This is a genomic window from Limnohabitans sp. (assembly GCF_017848645.1).
Classification (GTDB): domain Bacteria; phylum Pseudomonadota; class Gammaproteobacteria; order Burkholderiales; family Burkholderiaceae_C; genus Limnohabitans_A.
In genome coordinates this window covers 1-22,790 of sequence record NZ_JAFEIF010000035.1, presented here as the reverse complement: position 1 = coordinate 22,790, position 22,790 = coordinate 1, and the positions used below count along the sequence as shown (strand labels likewise).

General features: G+C 61.0%; 22 protein-coding genes and 2 tRNA genes. 12 read left to right on the top strand and 12 right to left on the bottom strand.

The genetic code is table 11. The features are described 5' to 3' along the window. The 9 genes from lpxD to rpsB form a co-directional block, all read right to left on the bottom strand. The coding region (gene lpxD, locus QZ190_RS08260; protein ID WP_291915288.1) for a UDP-3-O-(3-hydroxymyristoyl)glucosamine N-acyltransferase at positions 1 to 754 on the bottom strand (754 nt) is incomplete at its 3' end. Positions 755 to 782: 28 nt separating this feature from the next. Continuing rightward, entirely contained in the window at positions 783 to 1,274 is a 492-nt protein-coding gene (locus QZ190_RS08255) for an OmpH family outer membrane protein (RefSeq protein WP_291915291.1), read from the bottom strand. A gap of 26 nt (positions 1,275 to 1,300) precedes the next feature. Next, positions 1,301 to 3,556 (bottom strand): outer membrane protein assembly factor BamA, encoded by a 2,256-nt coding sequence (bamA, locus tag QZ190_RS08250; RefSeq protein ID WP_291915290.1) that lies wholly within the window; start codon positions 3,554 to 3,556, stop codon positions 1,301 to 1,303. A gap of 274 nt (positions 3,557 to 3,830) precedes the next feature. Next, entirely contained in the window at positions 3,831 to 5,024 is a 1,194-nt protein-coding gene (gene ispC, locus QZ190_RS08245) for a 1-deoxy-D-xylulose-5-phosphate reductoisomerase (protein WP_291915287.1), read from the bottom strand. Between the two features lie 16 nt (positions 5,025 to 5,040). Continuing rightward, positions 5,041 to 5,889, bottom strand: a complete 849-nt coding sequence (locus QZ190_RS08240) for a phosphatidate cytidylyltransferase (RefSeq protein ID WP_291915286.1) — start codon at positions 5,887 to 5,889, stop codon at positions 5,041 to 5,043. A gap of 108 nt (positions 5,890 to 5,997) precedes the next feature. Then, positions 5,998 to 6,558, bottom strand: coding sequence for a ribosome recycling factor (gene frr / locus QZ190_RS08235; RefSeq protein WP_062405022.1), 561 nt, complete (start codon positions 6,556 to 6,558; stop codon positions 5,998 to 6,000). A gap of 24 nt (positions 6,559 to 6,582) precedes the next feature. Then, positions 6,583 to 7,305 (bottom strand): UMP kinase, encoded by a 723-nt coding sequence (pyrH, locus tag QZ190_RS08230; RefSeq protein ID WP_090139365.1) that lies wholly within the window; start codon positions 7,303 to 7,305, stop codon positions 6,583 to 6,585. A 59-nt stretch (positions 7,306 to 7,364) separates the two neighbouring features. Continuing rightward, positions 7,365 to 8,258: a translation elongation factor Ts gene (gene tsf, locus QZ190_RS08225; protein WP_053176622.1), complete on the bottom strand. Its 894-nt coding sequence runs from the start codon at positions 8,256 to 8,258 to the stop codon at positions 7,365 to 7,367. A 78-nt stretch (positions 8,259 to 8,336) separates the two neighbouring features. Beyond that, positions 8,337 to 9,086: a 30S ribosomal protein S2 gene (gene rpsB, locus QZ190_RS08220; RefSeq protein ID WP_062405026.1), complete on the bottom strand. Its 750-nt coding sequence runs from the start codon at positions 9,084 to 9,086 to the stop codon at positions 8,337 to 8,339. Between the two features lie 221 nt (positions 9,087 to 9,307). Between rpsB and QZ190_RS08215 the strand changes: the two genes are divergently transcribed. After that, a complete protein-coding gene (locus tag QZ190_RS08215) occupies positions 9,308 to 10,663 on the top strand; it encodes an amidase (RefSeq protein ID WP_291915285.1) in 1,356 nt (451 codons plus the stop codon). Positions 10,664 to 10,667: 4 nt separating this feature from the next. Then, on the top strand, positions 10,668 to 12,167 hold the full coding sequence (locus QZ190_RS08210; protein WP_291915284.1) for an NAD(P)H-hydrate dehydratase: 1,500 nt from the start codon (positions 10,668 to 10,670) through the stop codon (positions 12,165 to 12,167). 22 nt (positions 12,168 to 12,189) lie between these two features. Here the strand turns inward: QZ190_RS08210 and rnr are convergent, their stop codons facing one another. Beyond that, the gene (rnr, locus tag QZ190_RS08205) at positions 12,190 to 14,433 is read right to left on the bottom strand and encodes a ribonuclease R (protein WP_291915283.1); all 2,244 of its coding nucleotides are present in this window, start codon (positions 14,431 to 14,433) and stop codon (positions 12,190 to 12,192) included. 51 nt (positions 14,434 to 14,484) lie between these two features. On the opposite strand from rnr, the gene QZ190_RS08200 reads away from it, so the two are divergent. Further along, a tRNA-Leu gene (locus QZ190_RS08200) sits at positions 14,485 to 14,569 on the top strand. A 152-nt stretch (positions 14,570 to 14,721) separates the two neighbouring features. Next, positions 14,722 to 14,806, top strand: a tRNA-Leu gene (locus QZ190_RS08195). A 171-nt stretch (positions 14,807 to 14,977) separates the two neighbouring features. Here QZ190_RS08195 and rimO read toward each other — a convergent pair. Together rimO and phaR are read right to left on the bottom strand one after the other, a co-directional pair. After that, positions 14,978 to 16,387 (bottom strand): 30S ribosomal protein S12 methylthiotransferase RimO, encoded by a 1,410-nt coding sequence (gene rimO, locus QZ190_RS08190; RefSeq protein WP_291915282.1) that lies wholly within the window; start codon positions 16,385 to 16,387, stop codon positions 14,978 to 14,980. Between the two features lie 69 nt (positions 16,388 to 16,456). Continuing rightward, positions 16,457 to 16,978: a polyhydroxyalkanoate synthesis repressor PhaR gene (phaR, locus tag QZ190_RS08185; protein WP_291915289.1), complete on the bottom strand. Its 522-nt coding sequence runs from the start codon at positions 16,976 to 16,978 to the stop codon at positions 16,457 to 16,459. 254 nt (positions 16,979 to 17,232) lie between these two features. Here phaR and QZ190_RS08180 point away from each other — a divergent pair, with 254 nt between their 5' ends. The 8 genes from QZ190_RS08180 to QZ190_RS08145 all read left to right on the top strand — a co-directional run. Further along, positions 17,233 to 17,871 carry a riboflavin synthase gene (locus tag QZ190_RS08180; RefSeq protein WP_291915281.1) on the top strand — a complete coding sequence of 213 codons (639 nt, stop codon included), beginning with the start codon at positions 17,233 to 17,235 and terminating at the stop codon, positions 17,869 to 17,871. After that, a complete protein-coding gene (gene ribBA, locus QZ190_RS08175) occupies positions 17,868 to 18,995 on the top strand; it encodes a bifunctional 3,4-dihydroxy-2-butanone-4-phosphate synthase/GTP cyclohydrolase II (protein ID WP_291915280.1) in 1,128 nt (375 codons plus the stop codon). The genes QZ190_RS08180 and ribBA overlap by 4 nt, the downstream gene beginning before the upstream one ends. A gap of 2 nt (positions 18,996 to 18,997) precedes the next feature. Continuing rightward, positions 18,998 to 19,507, top strand: coding sequence for a 6,7-dimethyl-8-ribityllumazine synthase (gene ribH / locus QZ190_RS08170; protein WP_291915279.1), 510 nt, complete (start codon positions 18,998 to 19,000; stop codon positions 19,505 to 19,507). Further along, positions 19,504 to 20,037, top strand: coding sequence for a transcription antitermination factor NusB (gene nusB, locus QZ190_RS08165; protein ID WP_291915278.1), 534 nt, complete (start codon positions 19,504 to 19,506; stop codon positions 20,035 to 20,037). The genes ribH and nusB overlap by 4 nt, the downstream gene beginning before the upstream one ends. A gap of 11 nt (positions 20,038 to 20,048) precedes the next feature. Continuing rightward, a complete protein-coding gene (locus tag QZ190_RS08160; protein WP_291915277.1) occupies positions 20,049 to 21,236 on the top strand; it encodes a pyridoxal phosphate-dependent aminotransferase in 1,188 nt (395 codons plus the stop codon). Next, positions 21,233 to 21,673, top strand: a complete 441-nt coding sequence (locus QZ190_RS08155) for a YbgC/FadM family acyl-CoA thioesterase (protein WP_291915276.1) — start codon at positions 21,233 to 21,235, stop codon at positions 21,671 to 21,673. Before QZ190_RS08160 ends, QZ190_RS08155 begins: the two co-directional genes overlap by 4 nt. Beyond that, positions 21,670 to 22,374 carry a protein TolQ gene (gene tolQ / locus QZ190_RS08150; RefSeq protein WP_291915275.1) on the top strand — a complete coding sequence of 235 codons (705 nt, stop codon included), beginning with the start codon at positions 21,670 to 21,672 and terminating at the stop codon, positions 22,372 to 22,374. Before QZ190_RS08155 ends, tolQ begins: the two co-directional genes overlap by 4 nt. 10 nt (positions 22,375 to 22,384) lie before the next feature. Then, positions 22,385 to 22,790: biopolymer transporter ExbD (locus tag QZ190_RS08145; RefSeq protein ID WP_291915274.1), on the top strand; the 406-nt coding region annotated here is incomplete at its 3' end.

Here is a 22,790-nt window from a genome sequence, read left to right as displayed (position 1 = left end):
CGGTGCAATGGGCACCGATGCGCGCGCTGCCCGCCACCCCCACACAGCCGGCCATGGCGGTGTGCGCACCGATGTGCACGTTGTGGCCAATCTGGATCAGGTTGTCGAGCTTGACGCCATTGTCGATGACGGTGTCTTCGAGCGCGCCGCGGTCGATGCAGGTGTTGGCCCCGATTTCCACATCATCTCCGATGCGCACCGCCCCCAATTGTTCGATTTTTTCCCATTGGCCTTGGTGCTGAGCAAACCCAAAACCGTCAGCGCCCACCACGACCCCAGAATGCAGGATGCAACGCGCCCCCACCGAGCAGCCCTCGGACAAGGTCACACGCGACTTGAGCACCGAGCCGGACCCGACCTTGGCACCACGCTCGACCACACACAAGGGGCCAACCACTGCGTCATCGGCCACCCAAGCATTGGGGTCGATGACGGCGGTGGGGTGGATGCGAGGCCCCTGAACAGCTTGCTGGGTCTGCTTCCACAAACGGGTCAGCCGCGCAAAATACAGGTAGGGGTCTTCGGTGACGATGACGGAGCGTCCCTGGCTGGCCAGCGCTTCAAAAGCGGGCGCCACGATCACGCAACCGGCCTGACTGGCCGCGAGTTGGTTTTGGTATTTGGGGTGGCTGAGAAAACTGATCTGATCGGTCCGCGCCGTTTGCAAGGGCGCCAGGCCAGCGATCACCCAAGCAGGGTCACCGCACAAACGCCCACCAAGCCGATCAACCAGTGTGGCGAGCGTCAAAGACACTGGGCGGTACCCGTCACGTCAGACGGGCTTATTTGGCCGTCGAGGCGTTGAGCGCCTTGATGACTTTTTCGGTGATGTCGTGCTTGGGGTTGATGTAGACCGCTTCCTGAAAAATCACATCGTATTTTTCAGATTCAGCCACCTGCTTGACGGCGCGGTTGGCCCGCTCGACCACGATTTGTTGCTCTTCATTTTTGCGGGCATTCAGGTCCTCCTGAAACTCGCGGCGCTTTCGCTGGAATTCGCGGTCTTGCTCGATCAACTGCTTTTGGCGGGCCGTGCGCTGGGACTCGGCCAAGGTGGGGGCTTCGCGCTCGAACTTTTCAGAGGCCAGCTTGAGGCTGTTGCCGGTGTCTACCAACTCTTTTTCACGGCGCGAGAATTCTTGCTCCAACTTGGCCTGCGCCTGCTTGGCGGTCGCGGCCTCACGGAAGATGCGCTCGGTGTTGACAAAGCCCATCTTGATGTCCTGAGCCTGAGCCATACCGCTCACACAAGCTGCAGCGGCCAACAAGGCCATGGTGATTTTTTGACGAAACGTGTTCATTAGAAAGAGGTTCCAATTTGGAATTGAAGTCGCTGGATTTTATCGCCTGTCTGCTTGCGGATCGGCGTGGCATAAGAAAAACGCAAAGGACCCATGGGCGAGATCCAGCTCAGACCCACACCTGCAGAGGCGCGCAAGGCATCGGCTGAGACCTGTTGATTCTCGCCAAAAGCACTGCCTATATCGGTAAATCCAAACAACCTGAGGGTTCTGTCGTTGCCCGCACCCGGAAAAGGCATGATCAACTCGGTGTTAAAAACCAGCTTTTTAGGTCCGCCCAAGTAAATCAATGCTGGATTGGTTGCGCTGTTGGGCTCTGAAGGTCCCAAGGTCGACTGCTCAAACCCTCGAACGCTGCCCAGTCCGCCCACATAAAAGTTTTTGAACAATGGATACTCTTGGCCTTTCAGACCTTGGCCCCAGCCCAGATCTGTGTTGAATGCCAAGGTGTATTTTTTGCTGAGAGGGTAATACTGCTGGTATTGGTAACTGGCCCGCACATAGCGAACATCTCCCCCCACGCTCACATCGGCATTGACACGCTGAAGGCTGCCTCGGGTGGGTACCAATGCACTGTCTCGTCCGTCCCGGGCCCAACCCAAAGTCAAAGGCAAGGCTGTGCTGGTGGCACCAAATTTTTGGCCATAGGCTCGGTAAGCATCCGGCAAACCCGTGCCTTCACGAATTTCGGTTTGCTCGGCGTTGGCCCCCACAAAGACTGTATCCGTTTCCGTCACGGGTACACCAAAACGCAAACCAGCGCCGGAATTGATCAGTTGATAAGCATTCACGTCCCCCAAATAAGGTCGCGTGGTGCGCTGGAACAGATCGACCGTCCTGGAAATGCCATTTTTCGTGAAGTACGGGTCGGTGGTGCTGAGCACCAAATTGCGGTTGAACTTGCTGGTGTTGACTTCCACGGCCAGGTAATTGCCAGAACCAAAAGCGTTCTCCTGGCGGATGCCAAAGCTCAAGGCCACTTTTTCAGCGGAAGAAAAACCCGCGCCCAAAGAAATGCTGCCCGTGGGCTTTTCGGCCACCGTGAACAACAGATCCACCTGGTCGGGCGCGCCGGGCACCTCCAGCGTTTCCACGTTCACTTGGGTGAAATAGCCCAGGCGGTCAACGCGGTCACGAGAAAGACGGATTTTGTCGCCGTCGTACCAAGCCGCTTCAAGCTGGCGGAATTCGCGGCGGATGACTTCATCGCGGGTGCGGTCATTGCCTGCCACCTGGATGCGGCGCACATAGGCTCGGCGCGAAGGCTCGGCTTGCAGAACAAACGCCACACGGTTGTTGCGCCGGTCAATTTGGGGCTTGGCCTCGACACGGGCAAAAGCAAAGCCGAATTTTCCAAAGTAATCGGTGAAAGCCTTGGTGGTTTCGGCCACGGTCTCGGCGTTGTAAGGCTTGCCCACAGCGATCTTGACCAGCGCTTTGAACTCGTCATCACGGTTGAGGTAATTGCCCTCCAGTTTGACGCCAGAGATCACAAAACGCTCACCTTCGGTGATGTTGATGGTGATCGCCATGTCCTGCTTGTTGGGCGACATCGCCACCTGGGTGGAGTCGATGCGGAACTCCAAAAACCCCTGAGACAGGTAAAAGGAGCGCAAGGCTTCCAGATCCGCGTTCAGCTTGGTGCGCGAATACCGGTCGGACTTGGTGTACCAACTCATCCAGCCACCTGTGTCCAGATTGAACTGGTCGCGCAAAGTGGCGTCGCTGAAAGCCTGGTTGCCCACAATGTCGATCTGGGCTATTTTGGCGGGACCGCCCTCGGTGATGGTGAATGTCAGATTCACCCGGTTGCGGTCAATGGGCGTGGCGGTGGACACCACCTCGGCACCATAAAGGCTGCGGCTGATGTACTGGCGCTTGAGTTCTTGTTCGGCCTTGTCGGCCAAAGCCTTGTCAAAAGGCCGTCCTTCAGACAGTCCCACATCCTTCAAAGCCTTGACCAGAACATCCTTGTCGAACTCCTTGAGCCCGATGAACTCTACTGAGGCCACCGAGGGGCGCTCTTGCACCACCACCACCAGCACATCGCCCTGGGTCTCCAGGCGCACATCCTTGAACAAGCCCAAGGCGAACAAGGAACGAATGGCGGAGGCGCCTTTGTCATCGGTGTAACGGTCGCCCACCCGCAAAGGCAAAGACGCAAACACAGTGCCAGGCTCGATCCGCTGCAAACCCTCGACACGGATGTCGCGCACGGTGAAAGGATCGACGGCCCAAGCAGGCAAGCTGAGCATGGCGCAGGCCAGGGCCTTCAAGGCTGAAGGCAAGACTTGGGCGCGAAAATCAGGAAAATTCATGTTGCAATCGTTCTAAAACCAAGCCTTCTTCAGGGGTGAAGTCAGGCTTTGAAAACCGGACCCCAACTCACACTCGCAAGCCTTTAAGGCAAGAAACGGGTCTGGGTTGGGAGTTTTGGCAGCTCACAGAGAGCCGACCAAATGCATCAAAAGATAATACATCAGGACCAGGCTGCAGCCACCTTGGACAGGGCTCACCACGTTTGTATTTTCATGCCAGGCGGGTCAGGTTGCGCTCAGCCTCCTGGCGGCTGCGCGCATCGAGGGCCAGCAAGTCATCCAGACACTCGGGTGGCGAGCACTGCAAACTGTCCAGCGTGGCGCGGTTGAGTTCATGGATCTGGTCAAAGCGTATGCGTTTGTTCAAGAAAGCCTCCACAGCCACTTCGTTGGCCGCGTTCAAGATGGCACAGCTGCCTGGCGCACCCCTCAAGGTTTCCCAGGCCAGTCGCAAACCAGGAAAGCGCAGCACATGTTCGGGCTCATCCATGGCTTCGAAGGTCATGGCGGCCAGCGCGTGAAAGTCCAGCGCTGCCGCGCCCGATTCGATGCGCTCTGGCCAGCTCAGACCATAGGCAATGGGCACGCGCATGTCGGGCGTGCCCAGCTGCGCCACCACCGAATGGTCGCGGTACTGCACCATGGAATGGATGACGCTTTGCGGGTGAATGACCACCTCCAACTGATCGGGCGACAGACCAAACAAGTAACGCGCCTCGATCACCTCCAAAGCCTTGTTCATCATGGTGGCCGAATCCACGGAAATTTTGCGCCCCATGACCCAGTTGGGGTGTGCACAGGCCTGCTCAGGGGTCACCTCTCTCAAGGTGCGGGGGTCGCGGGTGCGAAACGGGCCGCCAGAGGCTGTCAGGATGATCTTTTGAACGCGCCGTTGCCAGCTCGATGCGTCTTCGGGCAAGGACTGAAAAATCGCCGAATGCTCGCTGTCGATGGGCAGCAGCAGCGCCCCACCCTCGCGCACGGCCCGCAAGAAGACATCGCCGCCCACCACCAAGGCTTCTTTGTTGGCCAGCATCAAGCGCTTGCCCGCACGCGCAGCCGCGATGCAGGGCGACAAACCCGCCGCGCCCACAATGGCGGCCATCACAGCGTCCACCTGCGGGGCCGAAGCCACCTCGTCCAAAGCCGCAGCACCCCAGCGCACCTGAACGGGCAGACCTTCAGCCTTGACCCTCTCGGCCAGTTGCCGGCCAGCCGACTCCTGCACCATCACGGCCACTTCGGGTTTGAAACGCCCACACTGGGCCAGCATCAGGTCCACCTGGCTGGAGGCCGTCAGGGCGTGGATGCGGTATTGCGCGGGGTGGCGGCTGAGCACATCGAGTGTGCTGGTGCCAATCGAGCCGGTTGAGCCCAGAATCGTGATGCATTGCTGTTTGTTCATGCCAGAGGTCTCCACATCAAATCCAGGCCACGAGCATCATGGCCAAGGGCAAAGTCGGCAGCAAGGCGTCCACGCGGTCGAGCACGCCGCCGTGACCAGGCAACAGGCCTGAGCTGTCTTTCATGCCCGCGCTGCGTTTGACCAAAGACTCCACCAAATCGCCCACCACGCTCATGGCCGACATGAACAGCAATGCCGGTACGGCCACCCCAGCGCCTCGGGCCCAAAGCAGCGTGTAAAAGCTGGGTGTGATCGGGTTGTGGGTCCGATCAAAGACTGTCCAAAGCCAGGACACCAAAAAGACCCCCAGCATGCCACCGAAGACGCCTTCCCAACTCTTGCCTGGGCTGATGGCTGGGGCCAGTTTGAAGGAAACGAACCGACCGCACAAGGCTCGGCCAAAGAAATAGGCAAACACATCGGCGGCCCAAACCAGGACCAGCACCGACAGGAGAAAGTTAACGCCCCTCTGGTGGGCTTGGGCCAAGGCCAACCATGCCAGGGCCAATAAGAACAAACCCGCCCACCAACGCACAAGGCGCGGCCAAAGCGCCCAAGCGGACACACCGCGCTGGATCATCCAGGCTCCCAGCAGAACCCACATGGCCCCGGCGATCAGCCACAACTGAGGCGGGGTCGACTGCAGCCAACCCGACGCGATCGACAGGGCACAAGCGGCGAGACACGCCAGCGCCCCCATCCAAGCCTGCACAGGTCCCACACCGTTGAGCCGCCCCCACTCCCAAGCACCCGCGGTGATCAGCACCAAGGTCAGCGCCATCAAGGGCCAGGGATTGACCGCAAACAAAGCGGGCAGCAACAAGGCCAGCAGGACCAAGGCGGTGATGACGCGTTGTTTGAGCAAGGATTCTCCTGAGAAAAAGGCCGGCAAATAAAAAGGGCCGCCAAATAAAAAAGGCCGCCAAGTGGGCGGCCCATCAGGCCGTGATGAGCCACGGCACCCCATTCAAACTCAAACCGCCATGATCTCTTGTTCTTTGGCAGCCACCAACTGGTCGATTTCGGTCATGCGTTTGTCGGTCAGCTTCTGGACATCGGCCTCGGCACGCTTTTGATCGTCCTCGGACGCTTCCTTGTCCTTGACCAGTTTCTTCACCGATTCATTGGCATCGCGGCGCAAGTTGCGAATGGCAATCTTGCCGTTCTCGCCTTCTGTGCGGGCCAGCTTGGTCATTTCCTTGCGGCGCTCTTCGCTCATGGGGGGCATGGGCACGCGGATCAGATCACCCATGGAAGCGGGGTTCAGGCCCAGCTCGCTTTCGCGGATGGCTTTTTCGATCTTGGCGCCCATGCCTTTTTCCCAAGGCTGCACGCTGATGGTGCGCGAGTCCATCAAGGACACGTTGGCCACTTGCGACAAAGGCACCATGGAGCCGTAGTAATCCACATGGATGGTGTCGAGCAAGGCCGGATTGGCACGCCCGGTGCGAATCTTGGTCAGGTTGTTTTTGAAGGCCGCAATGGATTGCTCCATTTTGGTTTCGGTTGTTTTCTTGATGTCTGCAATGGTCATGGGGTTCTCCTCGTCAGAACGGGCTCAAGCATAAACCAGGGTGCCTTCGTCCTCACCCAGCACCACGCGCTTCAAAGCGCCGTTCTTGATGATCGAAAACACCTTGATCGGCAGTTTCTGGTCGCGGCACAAGGCAAAAGCCGTGGCATCCATGATGCCTAAATTGCGCGAAATGGCCTCGTCGAAGCTGATTTCGCTGTAACGCGTGGCCAAGGGGTCTTTTTTCGGATCGGCGGTATAGACACCATCGACCTTGGTGGCCTTGAGCACCATCTCGGCACCGATCTCGGCACCGCGCAAAGCAGCCGCCGTGTCGGTCGTGAAAAACGGATTGCCCGTGCCCGCCGCGAACACCACGACCTTGCCCTCTTCGAGGTACTGCAAGGCCTTGGGGCGCACATAGGGCTCCACCACTTGGTCGATGCCAATGGCCGACATGACGCGAGCCGTCAGGCCCGCCTTGTCCAGGGCGTCTGCCAAGGCCAGGGAGTTCATCACCGTGGCCAGCATGCCCATGTAATCGGCCGTGGCACGGTCCATGCCCACAGCCCCCCCGGCCACACCGCGGAAGATGTTGCCGCCACCAATGACCACCGCCACCTGCACGCCCAACCGGTTGATCTCGGCGATCTCTTCGGCCATGCGCACGATGGTGGCGCGGTTGATGCCAAAGGCATCGTCCCCCATCAAGGCCTCGCCGGACAGCTTGAGCAAAATGCGCTTAAAGGCTGGCTTGGCTGAAGACATGAGGGGCTCCTTGGGGTTCAATGTGGACGATGGGTTGGCAAATCAGCAGAGGCATGAACTCAGGCTGCGCCTTGAGCGGCAGCCACTTGGGCAGCCACTTCGGCGGCGAAGTCGTCGACCTTCTTCTCAATGCCTTCGCCCACCACGTACAAAGTGAATGCGCTCACGGTGGTGCCAGCGGCCTTGAGCATCTGCTCGACGGTCTGCTTGTCGTTCTTGACGAAGGACTGGTTGAACAAAGACACTTCTTTGAGGTACTTCTGCACCGAGCCTTCGACCATTTTGGTGGCGATGTCCGCAGGCTTGCCGGACTCGGCGGCCTTAGCCGCAGCGACCGAGCGCTCTTTTTCGATCAACTCGGCGGGCACTTCGGCGCTGGTCAAGGACACGGGCTTCATCGCAGCCACGTGCATGGCCACATCTTTGGCCGCAGTTTCGTCACCTTCGTACTCGACCAAGACGCCGATGCGGGTGCCGTGCAAGTAATTGGCAATCTTGGCTGCACCAGCAGCGCGCTTGAAGCGGCGGAAGCTCATGTTCTCGCCGATCTTGCCGATCAGGCCCTTGCGAACTTCTTCCAGAGTGGGGCCAAAGCCGTCCTGGCTGTATGGCAACTCGCCCAAAGCAGCGATGTCGGCAGGGTTGTGCTCAGCCACCAATTTGGCAGCGGCGTTGGCCAAAGCCAGGAAGCTGTCGTTCTTGGTCACGAAGTCGGTTTCGCAGTTGACTTCGATCATGGCGCCTGTGGTGCCGTTCACAAAGCTGGTCACCACGCCTTCGGCGGTCACGCGGGAAGCGGCTTTGCCAGCCTTGGTGCCCAGCTTGACGCGCAGCAGCTCTTCAGCTTTGGCCATGTCGCCTTCGGCTTCGGTCAGGGCTTTTTTGCACTCCATCATGGGGGCGTCGGTTTTTGCGCGCAGTTCAGCGACCATGCTTGCGGTAATTGCAGCCATTTGATTTCTCCGTATTCAGTCTAAAAGTCAGATTAAAAAAAAGGGGCCACAAAGCCCCTTTCATCGAGTGTTGGGAACTCAGGCAGAAGCGTTGGCTTCTTCGACGAATTCGTCGGAGCCTTCGGTCACGGCCTTGACCACGTCGTTGACCGCATTGGCACGGCCTTCGATGATCGCGTCAGCGATGCCACGGGCGTACAAAGCCACGGCCTTGGCCGAGTCGTCGTTGCCGGGGATGATGTAGTCGATGCCTTCGGGCGAGTGGTTGGAGTCCACCACACCGATCAGTGGGATGCCCAGCTTCTTGGCTTCCGAGATGGCAATCTTGTGGTAGCCGACGTCGATCACGAAAATCGCATCAGGCAAAGCCGCCATATCCTGGATGCCACCGATGTCTTTTTCGAGCTTTTCCATCTCGCGCTTGAACATCAGCTGTTCTTTTTTGCTCAGACTATCGAGGCCGACTTCTTGCTGAGCCTTCATGTCCTTCAGACGCTTGATCGAGGTCTTGACGGTCTTGAAGTTGGTCAGCATGCCGCCCAGCCAGCGCTGGTCGACGAAAGGCACACCAGCGCGCTGGGCTTCGGCAGCCACCAGCTCACGGGCTTGGCGCTTGGTGCCAACCATCAAGATGGTGCCGCGGTTGGCAGACAGCTGCTTGGCGAACTTGATCGCGTCCTGGAACATCGGCAGCGATTTTTCCAGGTTGATGATGTGGATTTTGTTGCGGTGGCCGAAGATGAACGGGGCCATCTTGGGGTTCCAGAAGCGGGTTTGGTGACCAAAGTGGACACCGGCTTCCAGCATTTCGCGCATGGTAACGGACATAAAAATACTCCAAAGGTTGGGTCTAAAATCCGGTCCACTGATCACGCGCAGCCTTTAAAAAACTGGGCGCAACACCTTGACGGGACGGATTCGCGGATGAACTTCGCTGTGATTGAGAACTGTTTGACGTGTGTTGGACATGACACTCAAAAGACAGCACCTGCACTCAGCAAAGCCTTAGGATTATAGCATCCTGACCCACCCGAAAGTGACCTCTCCTCATGAAAGCTGACCTGATCGCCACCCGGCAAGCCATTCGGGCCGGGTCCACAACGCCCCAAGTCGTTGCTCAAGCGTGTTTGGCTGTGGCGCAAAGCCCAGCCTGCAAGCATGCCTTCATGCAACTGACACCCGAAGCACTGCAGCAAACAGCCAGTCAGCCCCAAGTGGGCCAAAGCCCGCTCGCGGGCCTGGCGGTGTCCATCAAAGACCTGTTTGACGTTCAAGGGCAGGTCACCCAGGCCGGCTCCATCGTTATGAAAGACCAGCCCCCGGCCCCAGCAGACTGCCTGGCCGTCGCGCGTTTGCGGGCTGCAGGTGCGGGCCTGATCGGGCGCACGAACATGGTCGAATTTGCTTTTTCGGGCGTGGGCACCAACCCCCATTACGACACACCCGCCGCCTGGGACGGACTCCACGACCACGTCGTCGGCACCCACGAGCAGGCCTATGCGCCCGGCGGCTCGAGCTCCGGCGCGGCCGTCTCGGTGGCCACCGGCGCCGCTTTTATCGGCCTGGGCTCGGACACGGGCGGCTCCATCCGGGTGCCCGCTGCGCTGAACGGCATCGTGGGCTTCAAAAACACCGCCCGCTTGGTGCCCACACAAGGCGCCCTGCCCCTGTCCACCACACTCGACACCGTCTGCGCCATGACGCGCAGCGTGCGCGACGCGATTTTGGCGCACGAGGTGCTCTCGGCCAGACGCGTCCCCTTGGGGCAGCGGCCGCTGTCCGGCTACCGCCTGGCGGTGGTCAGGCACCTGATGCAAGACGGCATGGACGCCACAGTGTCGCGGGCTTTTGAGCGCAGCCTGAACAGCCTGCGCGCTGCCGGGGCGCGCATCGACGAGATCCATCTGAGCGAGCTGAACGAGTTGGCCCCGATGATGAGCACCGGCGGCTTCAGCCCGGCCGAGGGCTTTGCCTGGCACCGCGAATGGCTGGAGCGGGACAGTGAACATTACGACCCCCGCGTCCTGCAGCGCCTGATGCGCGGCTCGAGCATGAAAGCCCATGAATACATGGATTTGGTGCAGGCCCGCCAGCAATGGATTCGCCGCGTCGAAAAAGCGCTGGTGGGTTACGACGCTGTGCTCTCGCCCACCACCCCCATCACCGGACCCAAAATCAGCGATGTCGCCCCGGGCGCTGAGCGCGATGCCGAGTTCTTCCGGGTCAACGGTCTGCTGCTGCGCAACACCAGCGCCGTGAACACACTGGACGGCTGCGGCATCTCCCTGCCCTGCCATGCGCCGGGCGAACTGCCTGTGGGCTTGATGGCCTGGCACGCGGCCATGCACGACGACACCATTTTGCAGCTGGCCTTGCTGCTCGAACCCTTGCTGCAACAGCACTGAAGCCATGCACATCCTGAGCCGCTCACACGCCTGGCCTGTCCTGGGGGCAGCGCAGGTGCGGCAGCTCGAACCTGCGCTGCAGGCCCTCAGCCCGACGTCTTTGATGCAAAGCGCAGGTCTGGCGTGCGCCCGGCTGGCCCTGGCCGTGGCGCCGCATGCCCGGCGCATCTGGGTCGCCGCAGGCCCAGGCAACAACGGCGGCGACGGACTGGAGGCCGCTTTGCACCTGCACCAATGGGGCAAAGAAGTGGTGGTCAGCCTGCTGAGCTCAGACGGCCCAGGCCGGGAAGATGCCCAGGCGGCCTTGCAACGGGCACAGCAAGCAGGCGTGCACATTCAGTCTGGCGTGCCCACCGAATGGCTTGCTCAGCTGGACGCGCAAGAACTGTGCATCGACGCGCTGCTGGGCATCGGCGCCTCGCGGCCCTTGAGCGCCGATTTGCAAGCTTGCGTGAAGGCCATGCAAAAGGGCAAGGCACCCGTGCTGGCCATCGACGTGCCCACCGGGCTGAACCCGCAATCGGGCCAGTGGCTGGGCGACGACAGCGGGGACGCCATGGCCGTGCATGCCGACCACACCCTGAGCCTCATCGCGGTGCAAGCCGGTCTGCTCATGGGGCATGGACGCGACGCCAGCGGCCAAATTTGGCTCGAAGACTTGGGCTATCGCCACAGCCAGCACAGCGTCCCGCCTCTGGCCTGGCTCAATCAACCCTACACATCAGCACCTAAACCCCACGCCAGCCACAAAGGCAGCCACGGCGATGTGGCGGTGATCGGTGGAGAAGGCATGGCCTCAAACGGCATGGGCATGGGTGGCGCGGCCGTTTTGGCGGCCACAGCCGCCTTGCACGCGGGTGCGGGGCGTGTCATTTTGAGTCTGTTGTCCGGCCAGGCCAGCGACAGCGCCCCACCCGATGTGATGCAACGCGAATTCATGCAGCTTGAGCTTGAAAAACTCCATGTGGTGTGCGGCTGCGGTGGCGGCACGGCTGTGCAAGCACTCTTGCCCGAGGTGCTGAAGCGGAGTCGCTGTCTGGTGCTGGACGCCGATGGCCTCAATGCCGTGGCGCAGGGCAGCGCACTTCAAGACGCGCTGCGCCAGCGGGCTGCGCACCCGGCACCACAAGCCACCGTCATCACACCCCACCCCCTGGAAGCGGCCAGACTGCTGGGCTGCAACACGGCCCAGGTGCAAAACGACCGCCTCAAAGCGGCGCAAGAACTGACCGAGCGTTTCCAATGCAGCGTGGTCCTGAAGGGTTCGGGCACCGTGATCGCCGCGCCGGGACAAACGCCGCGCATCAACATCACGGGCAACGGCCGACTGGCCATCGGCGGCACAGGCGATGTGCTGGCCGGACTGGTGGGCGCACGCATGGCGCAAGGCTTGAGCTCATTCGATGCAGCCTGCGCGGCCGTGGCGCAGCACGGTCAGGTGGCAGACACTTGGCCGCAAGGCGAGGCACTCAACGCCAGCCGACTGGCACATCGGCTGGCCTAAGCAGCGACTGACATGAACGGCCTCAGCGCCGAGGCTTGGTGGTCCTGGCGCCTTTTTTCTTGGCGGCCGCTTTTTTCACCGAAGCCTTGAGCGCCTGGATGGGTGAGCGGTTGCGCTCGGCGTCGGCCTGGCGACGGTCCTGAGCACCCCGCTTTTTGTCGCGCCCACCTTCTGCTGGGCCCAACACGCCTTTGTCGCGCATGGCCCGCGGCACCAAATCGTCGCCCGCTGTCATCAGACGGAAATCGATCTTGCGCCCGTCCAGATCCACCCGGCTGACTTGTACCTGCACCCGACTGCCAATGGCATAACGGATGCCTGTGCGCTCGCCGCGCAACTCCTGGCGCAACTCGTCAAAGCGGAAATACTCACCGCCCAGCTCGGTGATGTGCACCAGCCCCTCGACATACAAAGTGTCCAAGGTCACAAAGATGCCGAAGCTGGTGGCCGCAGACACCACACCGCTGTATTCCTCACCCAAATGCTCACGCATGTACTTGCACTTGAGCCAGGCTTCCACATCGCGGCTGGCCTCGTCGGCGCGGCGCTCGTTGGCGCTGCAATGCAGGCCCGCAGCTTCCCAAGCGCGTTGGTCTGCGGCCGACATGCGCACCCGTGGCGCAGACGACTCGGGCGCGTCGCCTTTGGCCGCACGGCTTTTCTCCAGCCGTTTGCTCAGCTTGGCATGCGCCTCGCCGGGCACGGGCAAGCTGGGCAAGGTGTATTTGCGGTCCAGCAAAATCGCCTTGATGACCCGGTGCACCAGCAAATCCGGGTAGCGCCGGATGGGGCTGGTGAAGTGCGTATAAGCCTCGTAGGCCAAACCAAAGTGGCCGCTGTTGACCGGGGTGTATATAGCCTGCTGCATGGAGCGCAGCAGCATGGTGTGGATCTGCTGCGCGTCTGGACGGTCCTTGGTGGCAAGCGCAATTTTCTGAAACTCGCTGGTGTGCGGATCGTCGCTGATGCCCATGCCCAAGCCCAGCGCCTTGAGGTAATTGCGCAGGATATCTTTTTTCTCGGCCGTCGGGCCTTCGTGCACGCGGAACAAACCCGGATGCTTGCCTTGATGGATGAAATCGGCACTGCAGACGTTGGCCGCCAGCATGGCTTCTTCAATCAAACGGTGCGCTTCGTTGCGCACGCGCGGCACGATCTTCTCAATGCGGCCGCTCTCGTCACACACGATTTGCGTTTCAGTGGTTTCAAAGTCCACTGCACCACGCACCGCACGCGAAGCCAGCAGTGCTTTGTACACGTCCTGCAGGTTCATCAAGTCGGTCACGCGCTCCTTGCGCTTGGCCGCTTCCGGTCCACGGGTGTTGGCCAAAATGGCCGCCACTTCGGTGTAAGTAAAGCGTGCATGGCTGTGCATCACTGCCGGGTAAAACTGGTAGGCGTGCACATCGCCTTTGGCGTTGACCAGCATGTCGCAGACCATGCACAAACGGTCCACATCCGGGTTGAGCGAGCACAGGCCGTTGGACAATTTCTCGGGCAACATGGGGATCACGCGGCGCGGGAAATACACGCTGGTAGCCCGGTCATAGGCATCGATGTCAATGGCGCTGCCGGTTTGCACATAGTGGCTCACGTCGGCAATCGCCACCAGCAAACGCCATCCCTTGCCACGGCCCACCTTGGCCGGTTCGCAATACACGGCATCGTCAAAGTCGCGGGCGTCTTCACCGTCGATCGTGACCAAGGGCACATCGCGCAAATCCACCCGGTCCTTGCGGTCCTTGGCGAGGACCTTGTCGGGCAGGCCTTTGGCTTGGTCTATGCATTCGGCAGAGAACTCGTGCGGCACGCTGTACTTACGCACCGCAATCTCAATCTCCATGCCCGGGTCATCGATCTCGCCCAGCACTTCTTTCACGCGGCCCACAGGTTGCCCAAACAAGGCAGGCGGCTCGGTCAACTCGACCACCACCACCTGGCCCGGCTTGGCCGTGCCCGTGGCCCCTTTGGGGATCATCACGTCCTGGCCGTAGCGTTTGTCCTCGGGGGCCACCAGCCACAAGCCGCCTTCTTGGAGCAAGCGTCCGATGATGGGTTGCTCGGGGCGCTCAACGATCTCAACAATGCGACCTTCTGGTCGGCCCTTGCGGTCCTGTCGCACGATGCGCACCTTGACACGGTCCTTATGCAACACAGCACGCATCTCGTTGGGCGAGAGGTAGATGTCCGACTCGCCATCTTCGCGAATCAGAAAGCCATGGCCATCGCGGTGACCTTGCACCTGACCTTCAATTTCGTCCAGCATCCCGCTGGTTGGAGCTACTTTTTTAATATACAATCCTTGGATTCCTGAGATGCCCAGATGGCGGAATTGGTAGACGCACTAGTTTCAGGTACTAGCGAGTAACATCGTGGAGGTTCGAGTCCTCTTCTGGGCACCATCTTAAACAAACAAAAACCTGAAAAAGCCGATGACCTCACGTCATCGGCTTTTTTTTGACCTGCGTGGCAGCGTTTGGAAATTTTTGCACATTTACGCTGATTCGCCCGAAGATGCGCACCCGTTGACCTATAATCAGAGGCTTCCTGAGATGCCCAGATGGCGGAATTGGTAGACGCACTAGTTTCAGGTACTAGCGAGTAACATCGTGGAGGTTCGAGTCCTCTTCTGGGCACCAAACGCATCGCATTCGATGCGTTAAAAACACAACAAGCCGTTGATTTCCGATCAACGGCTTTTTTGTTGCCTGAAACGCTGAGCCCGGGTTGAAAGCTCAGTGCATTCAAGCCTTGGAGCATGCTGCGCAACCGGGCCGCCCGAAAGCGAGCCCGCAGTGCGCAGCACCCCCTCAAACCGGCACCCCCACCAGGTCGTGGCCTTCCACGCTGACAATGCGGGCGCGGGTGAATTCACCCACCTTGAGGGTTTTGCTGATCTTCTCAGGCGGCAGCAAACGCACCACGCCATCGATCTCGGGAGCGTCACCAAAGCTGCGCCCCACCCCGCCGCGTCGGCCCATGGCCGGCGCGCTGTCCACCAGCACCTGCATCGTTGCGCCCACGCGTTGTTGCAAGCGGGCGATCGACACCTCTTCGGCCACCGCCATGAAGCGGGCGCGGCGCTCTTCACGCAGTGCCTCGGGCAGCATGCCAGGCAAGTCGTTGGCCGTTGCGCCCTTGACCGGGCTGTAGGCAAAACACCCCGCGCGGTCGATTTGCGCTTCGCGCAAAAAGCCCAGCAGGTGCTCAAACTCTTCTTCGGTCTCGCCCGGGAAACCGGCAATGAAGGTGCTGCGAATCACCAACTCGGGGCACAACTCGCGCCAGCGCTGGATGCGCTCCAGATTTTTTTCACCGCTGGCCGGGCGCTTCATGCGGCGCAGCACATCGGGGTGGCTGTGCTGAAAGGGCACATCCAAATAAGGCAACACCAGGCCCTGCGCCATCAAGGGAATGATGTCGTCCACGCTCGGATAAGGGTAGACATAGTGCAAACGCACCCAGGCACCGTGCTCGCGGGCCATCTCTCCCAGCGTCTGCACCAGCTCCAGCATGCGGGTCTTGACCGGTTTGCCGTCCCAAAAACCCGTGCGGTATTTCACATCCACGCCGTAAGCCGAGGTGTCCTGGCTGATCACAAGCAGTTCTTTGACGCCGCCTTCAAACAAGGCCTTGGCTTCTTTGAGCACATCGCCAATCGGGCGCGAGACCAGATCGCCCCGCATCGACGGGATGATGCAAAAGGTGCAGCGGTGGTTGCAGCCTTCGCTGATTTTTAAATACGCGTAGTGGCGTGGCGTGAGCTTGAGGCCCGCCTCGCCAAAGCCACCAGGCACCAAATCCAGAAAGGGATCGTGCGGTTTGGGCAGGTGCGTGTGCACCGCGTCCATCACCTCTTGGGTGGCGTGCGGCCCGGTCACGGCCAACACACTGGGGTGCATTTCCCGCACCATGTTGCCACCGCCCTCACCTGTTTTGGCGCCCAAGCAACCGGTCACGATCACTTTGCCGTTCTCGTTCAGGGCTTCGGCAATCGTGTCCAGGCTCTCCTGGATGGCTTCATCAATGAAGCCACAGGTGTTGACAATGACGAGGTCAGCGCCCTCAAAAGTCTTGGAAGTCTGGTAGCCCTCGGCGCTCAGTTGGGTGAGGATCAGCTCGGAATCGGTCAGCGCTTTGGGACAACCCAAGCTGACGAAACCCACTTTGGGGGCGGGCTGGCTGGCAGGCAAGGAAGCGGTAGCGGTCATTTCACTCATCCCCGCATTGTCCCCGCAAAAACGACCGGCTTGTGACAAAAGGGGTTTGAAGTGGGCTTGCAGCGCCCATCAAGTCCTCAAACCCATGACGCCCAAGAGCTGTTCGGTGTTCTTCTGGATCTGCTTTTGCATCTGGTCCTGCATTTGCGCCATCACGTTTTGCGAGGGATTGGCCAGGCCAGAAAACATGTTGTGCATCAAAGGCGTTTGCCACTGCATGAACTGCGACCACACTTCCGGGCTCAGGGCCGGGCTGGACTCGCCCAGCTTGCTTTGCCAGTCCATGAAGGACTGGACATGGTTTTCCAGATAAGAGCCCATGTGGCCCTGCATGGCGTGGCCATAAAAACGAATGATGTTGGACAGCACCGCCTCGCTGAACATGGGCACGCCCGCGGATTCTTCTTCCAAAATGATCTGCAGCAAGATGGAGCGCGTCAGATCTTCGCCGGTTTTGGCGTCCAACACCACCATGGGCGATGCGGCCATGACCAGCTTCTTGATCTCGGCCAGGGTCACGTAAGAGGAGGTTTGTGTGTCGTACAAGCGCCGGTTGGGGTATTTCTTGATCGTGCGCACGGCACCGGGCACAGGCTTGCGGGCGGTGGGCTCTGCCGGGAACGGCTTGGCTGGGGACTTGGCTTGGGATTTGACCGGCAATGAAAACTCCTGATGGGGCACTGCAATTGAAAAATCTGCTGCAATGCAACATTCTAGGCACACACCCGGGCCCCGGGTGCCTTGGTTTACCCTGAGCCTTGTAAGGCGGCTTGGCTTCAAATTGGTGTCCTTTTTTGTTGCCAACCACCCCGATTCACCCTCTTTACCTGCGAAAATAGACAGCTATGTTCACCGGAATCATCACCGGCGTGGGGCGAATCGTCGCCACCCACGACCTGGGTCGCTCTTTACACCACGGCAAGCGCCTCACCATCGAGGCCCCCGCCGGGTACCTTGACGATGTGGGCCTGGGCGACAGCATCGCCCTGAACGGCGCTTGCATGACCGTCACCACCTTCAACCCCGAGAGCCGTCAGTTCACCATCGACATCTCGGCCGAATCGCTGGACAAAACCAGCGGCTTGGACCAGCAAGGCACTGTCAACCTCGAAAAAGCGCTGCGCGCCCATGACCGCCTGGGCGGTCACATCGTGTCCGGCCATGTGGACGGCGTGGGCCACATCAGCCATTTCGAGCAAATCGGTGAAAGCTGGGAGTTGCGCATTCTGGCCCCGCTCGCGCTGGCCAAATACCTGGCCTACAAAGGCTCGATCACCGTCAACGGGGTGAGCCTCACGGTCAACCGCGTGGCCGATCTGGCCGATGGCTGCGAGATCAGCATCAACCTGATTCCGCACACCGTGGACAACACCGCCCTCGGCAGCTTGAAAGCAGGCAGCCGGGTCAACCTTGAAATCGACACCGTGGCCCGCTACGTGGAGCGCATGCTCAGCGCAGGCCTGATCCAGAAAGACCCCGCATGAACGCCCCAGAGCAACTGACACCCGTGGCGATCTCGCCCGTCGAAGAGATCGTGGCCGAGATGAAAGCCGGCCGCATCGTGATCCTGGTCGATGAAGAAGACCGAGAAAACGAAGGCGACCTGGTCCTGACCTCTGACCATGTCACGCCCGAAGCCATCAACTTCATGGCCCGCTTTGGCCGGGGCTTGATTTGCCTCACCCTCACCCGCGAGCGCTGCGAATTCCTCAAGCTCCCGCCCATGGCCGCCCGCAACGGCACCGTCTACAGCACGGCGTTTACCGTGTCGATTGAAGCCGCCGAAGGCGTGACCACCGGCATCTCGGCCGCCGACCGTGCCCGCACGGTGCAAGCAGCCGTGGCCAAGACCAGCCAGCCCACCGACCTGGTGCAACCCGGCCACATCTTCCCGCTGCAAGCGGTGGATGGCGGTGTGCTCATGCGTGCCGGCCACACCGAAGCCGGTTGCGACCTGGCCGCCATGGCAGGTTGCAGCCCCTCATCGGTGATCTGCGAGATCATGAACGACGACGGCACCATGGCCCGCTTGCCGGACTTGCAAATCTTTGCGGCCGAGCATGGCCTGAAAATCGGCACCATCGCCGACCTGATCGAGCACCGCAGCCGCAACGAGTCGCTGGTTGAACGCATTGGCAGCCGCCCACTGCAAACTGCGCATGGCGAGTTCACCGCACACGCCTTCCGCGACCAAACCAACCAAGCTGTGCACCTGGCCTTGGTCAAGGGCGAATGGACGCCAGAGACCGAGGTGGCGGTCCGCGTGCATGAGCCGCTGTCGGTGCTCGACGCCCTCGAAGTCAACCGCGCCATGCATTCGTGGGGCCTGGACGCCAGCCTGAGCTACATCAACGCCCAAGGCTGTGGCGTTGCGGTGCTGCTCAACTGCGGCGAGTCAGCCGACCAATTGCTGGCCCAATTTGAAGGCCGCGCCCGCTCCGCCCAAGCGCCCGAGCGCGGCAAGATGGACCTGCGCACGTACGGCGTGGGCGCACAAATTCTGCGCGAATGCGGCGTGCACAAAATGCGCCTCATGGGTCAGCCGCGCCGCATGCCCAGCATGACCGGCTACGGTCTCGAAATCACAGCTTACATCCCCAAGGAATAAACATGCTCGAAGCCAACAAAGGCCAGGCCGAAGAACTCGACGGCCAATTTCTGCACATCGGCATCGTGCAAGCCCGCTTCAACGAAGACATCACCAACGCCCTGGCCAAAGCCTGCATCGCAGAGCTCGAAGCCTTGGGCGTGACCAGCATCGACCACGTCATGGTGCCCGGTGCCTTGGAAGTGCCCGTGGCCCTGCAGGCCATGGCCGAGCGGGCCGAGTACGACGCGCTGATCGCGCTGGGCTGCATCATCCGCGGCGAGACCTACCACTTTGAGCTGGTGGCCAACGAATCCGGAGCTGGCGTGAGCCGCGTGGCACTCGACTACAACCTGCCAATCGCCAACGCCATCCTGACCACCGAAAACCTGGAACAAGCCATCGTGCGCCAGACCGAAAAAGGCCGCGACGCGGCCCGCGTGGCGGTCGAGATGGCCTGCATCATGGACGACCTGTCGGCCGACATGGCCGAGCTGGCAGATGATCTGGACGACGAAGAGACCCCCCGATGAGCGAAGCGACACCCACACCGGGCACCACAGACGCAGGCCAAAAGCCTGCCCCAGCCCCAGCAGCTGGCACGCGCAAATCATCGGCCAAACCCGCCCGCAGCCGGTCGCGCGAATTTGCCCTGCAGGCGCTGTACCAGCACCTGGTGGGCCGCAACGAAGCGGCCGATATCGATGTCTTCACGCGCGACCTGTCGGGTTTTCACAAAGCCGACTCGGCCCATTACGACGCCCTGCTCTATGGTTGTGTGGAACAAGCCCAAGCCCTGGACGCTCTGATCGCTCCCAAGCTGGACCGCAGCTTTGCCGAAATCTCGCCGGTCGAGCGGGCCATCATGTGGATTGGCGTGTACGAAATGCAGCACTGCCTGGACGTGCCTTGGCGCGTGGTGCTCAACGAATGCATCGAGCTGGCCAAGGACTTTGGCGGCACCGACGGGCACAAGTACGTGAACGCCGTGCTCAACGGCCTGGCCCCTGACCTCCGCAGCGCCGAAGTGCAAGCCGACCGCCAGTCCGGCCGCGCCAAATAAAAGCCCACACCATGCGCATCTCTGAGCGAGCCGAGCGGATCGAGCCCTTTTGGGTCATGGAAGTGGCCAAAGCCGCTTCGCAAAAAGCCCGCGAGGTCGCGCACACCGACCGGCCCGTGGTGTTTCTGAACATCGGCGAGCCCGACTTCACCGCCCCACCCCGCGTGCAAGCCGCCGCGCAGGCCGTGGTCGCCTCCGGCCAAACCCAATACACCCCCGCGCTGGGCCTGGACGCCCTGCGCCAGGCCATCAGCGGCTGGTACACGCAGCGGTTTGGCGTGCAGGTGCCCGCCAGCCGCATCGTGGTCACTGCGGGCGCATCCGCGGCTTTGCAACTGGCCTGCCTGGCCCTGATTGACCGGGGCGATGAAATCCTGATGCCCGACCCGAGCTACCCCTGCAACCGCCACTTTGTGAGCGCGGCCGAAGGCACAGCCGTGCTGGTGCCCACCACGGCCGAAGAGCGCTTTCAACTCAGCGCTGTCAAGGTGGCCGCCGCTTGGGGCCCCAATACCCGAGGCGTCTTGCTGGCCTCGCCCTCCAACCCCACCGGCACCTCGATTGATCCGGCCGAGCTGGCCCGCATCATCGGTGTGGTGCGCAGCCACGGCGGCATCACCCTGATCGACGAGATTTACCTCGGCCTGAGCCATGACGACCAGTTCGGCCAAAGCGCCCTGGCCTTGGGAGACGACGTCATCAGCATCAACAGCTTCAGCAAATACTTCAACATGACCGGCTGGCGCTTGGGCTGGCTGGTGGTGCCTGAGCAGCTCACGCCCGTGCTGGAGCGCCTGGCGCAAAACCTGTTCATTTGCGCCAGCACCGTGGCGCAACAGGCGGCATTGGCCTGCTTTGAGCCCGAGAGCCTGGCCGAATACGAGCGCCGCCGCGCCGAATTCAAAGCGCGGCGTGACTACTTCATCCCGGCCCTGAACGCGCTGGGCCTGACCGTGCCTGTCGCCCCCGATGGCGCGTTTTACGCCTGGGCCGACTGCAGCGCAGCCTGCCAAAAACTGGACCTCAAAGACAGCTGGGACTTCGCCTTTGCCGCGCTGGAACACGCCCATGTGGCCATCACGCCCGGGCGCGACTTTGGCACCGACCAGACCGCCCGCTTTGTGCGCTTTTCCACCGCCAACTCGATGGCCGAATTGCAAACCGCCATCGCCCGCCTCAAAGCCTGGTTGCAGCCATGAACAGCAGCGATGTGAGCCCCAGCGTTTTTGAACACCCCATCCGCATTTATTGGGAAGACACCGACGCGGGCGGCATCGTGTTTTATGCCAACTACCTCAAGTTTTTTGAGCGCGCCCGCACCGAGTGGTTGCGCGCCTTGGGCTTTGGCCAGCAAGTGCTGCGCGACCAATCGGGCGGCATGTTTGTGGTGAGTGAGACCGCCGTCAAATACCACGCACCCGCCCGGCTGGACGACACCCTGGTGGTGACCGCCGAGCTGCAAACCGGCGGCAAAGCCAGCCTGACCATTGCCCAGCGTGCCTACCTGCGCACAGCGGGCCCAACCCCCACAAGCGACCGACTTCTGGCCGAAGGCACGATTCGCCTGGGCTGGGTCGATAGCCACACCTTGAAACCTGGCCGCATCCCGGCCCCCGTTCTGGAAGCCCTGAAATGAACCAAGACATGTCCATCGTCTCGCTCTTGCTCGAGGCCAGTTTTGTCGTGCAATTGGTGGTGCTGATATTGCTTGGCATCTCGGTGTCCAGCTGGGCGGCCATCGTGCGCAAGATCACGGCCATCAAACGCATCAAAAGCCTGAACGACGAATTTGAGCGCGTCTTCTGGTCTGGCACCAGCCTCAACGAGCTGTTCAATGCCGCCAGCCAGAACGCCAAGCTGTCCGGCCCCATGGAACGCATTTTTGCCAGCGGCATGCGCGAATACCAAAAACTGCGCGAGCGCCGCATCACCGACGCAGGCACCTTGCTCGACGGCGCACGCCGCGCCATGCGGGCCAGCTTCCAGCGCGAAATGGATGTGGCCGAATCGCAACTGGCCTTCCTGGCTTCGGTGGGGTCGATCTCTCCCTATGTGGGCTTATTTGGCACCGTGTGGGGCATCATGCACGCCTTCACCGGGCTGGCCAGCTTGCAGCAAGTCACGCTGGCGGTGGTGGCGCCTGGCATCGCCGAAGCGCTGGTCGCCACCGCCATTGGCCTGTTTGCAGCCATCCCGGCGGTGCTCGCCTACAACCGCTTCTCGCACGACGTGGACCGCATCGCCATCAAGCTGGAAACCTTCATCGAAGAGTTCTCCAACATCCTGCAACGCAGCCTGGGCTCGTCCAGCGCGGGCAGCTCGGCCTCCGGCCACTGAAAGGACCACCATGCCCGCTGCTTCCTCCCGTGGCCGTGGACGCCGCACCATCTCCGAGATCAACATGGTGCCCTTCATCGATGTGATGCTGGTGCTGCTCATCATTTTCATGGTCACGGCGCCGATGATCACGCCCAGCATGGTGGACCTGCCCAGCGTGGGCAAGGCCGCCAAACAACCTGACCAAGTGGTTCAGGTCGTGATCCAGAAAGACGAACGGCTGGAACTGGTGAGCAACGGTAAGACCGACAGCGCCAGCTTGGGCAGCGTTGCCGCCAGCGTCAAACGCCTGGTGGGTGACGGAACCAACACCGCCGTGGTCATCAGCGCCGACCGCACTGTGAAATACGAAACCGTGGTCAAGGTCATGGACAGCCTGCAGCGCGCCGGCATCGCCCGTGTGGGCCTTTCAGTGC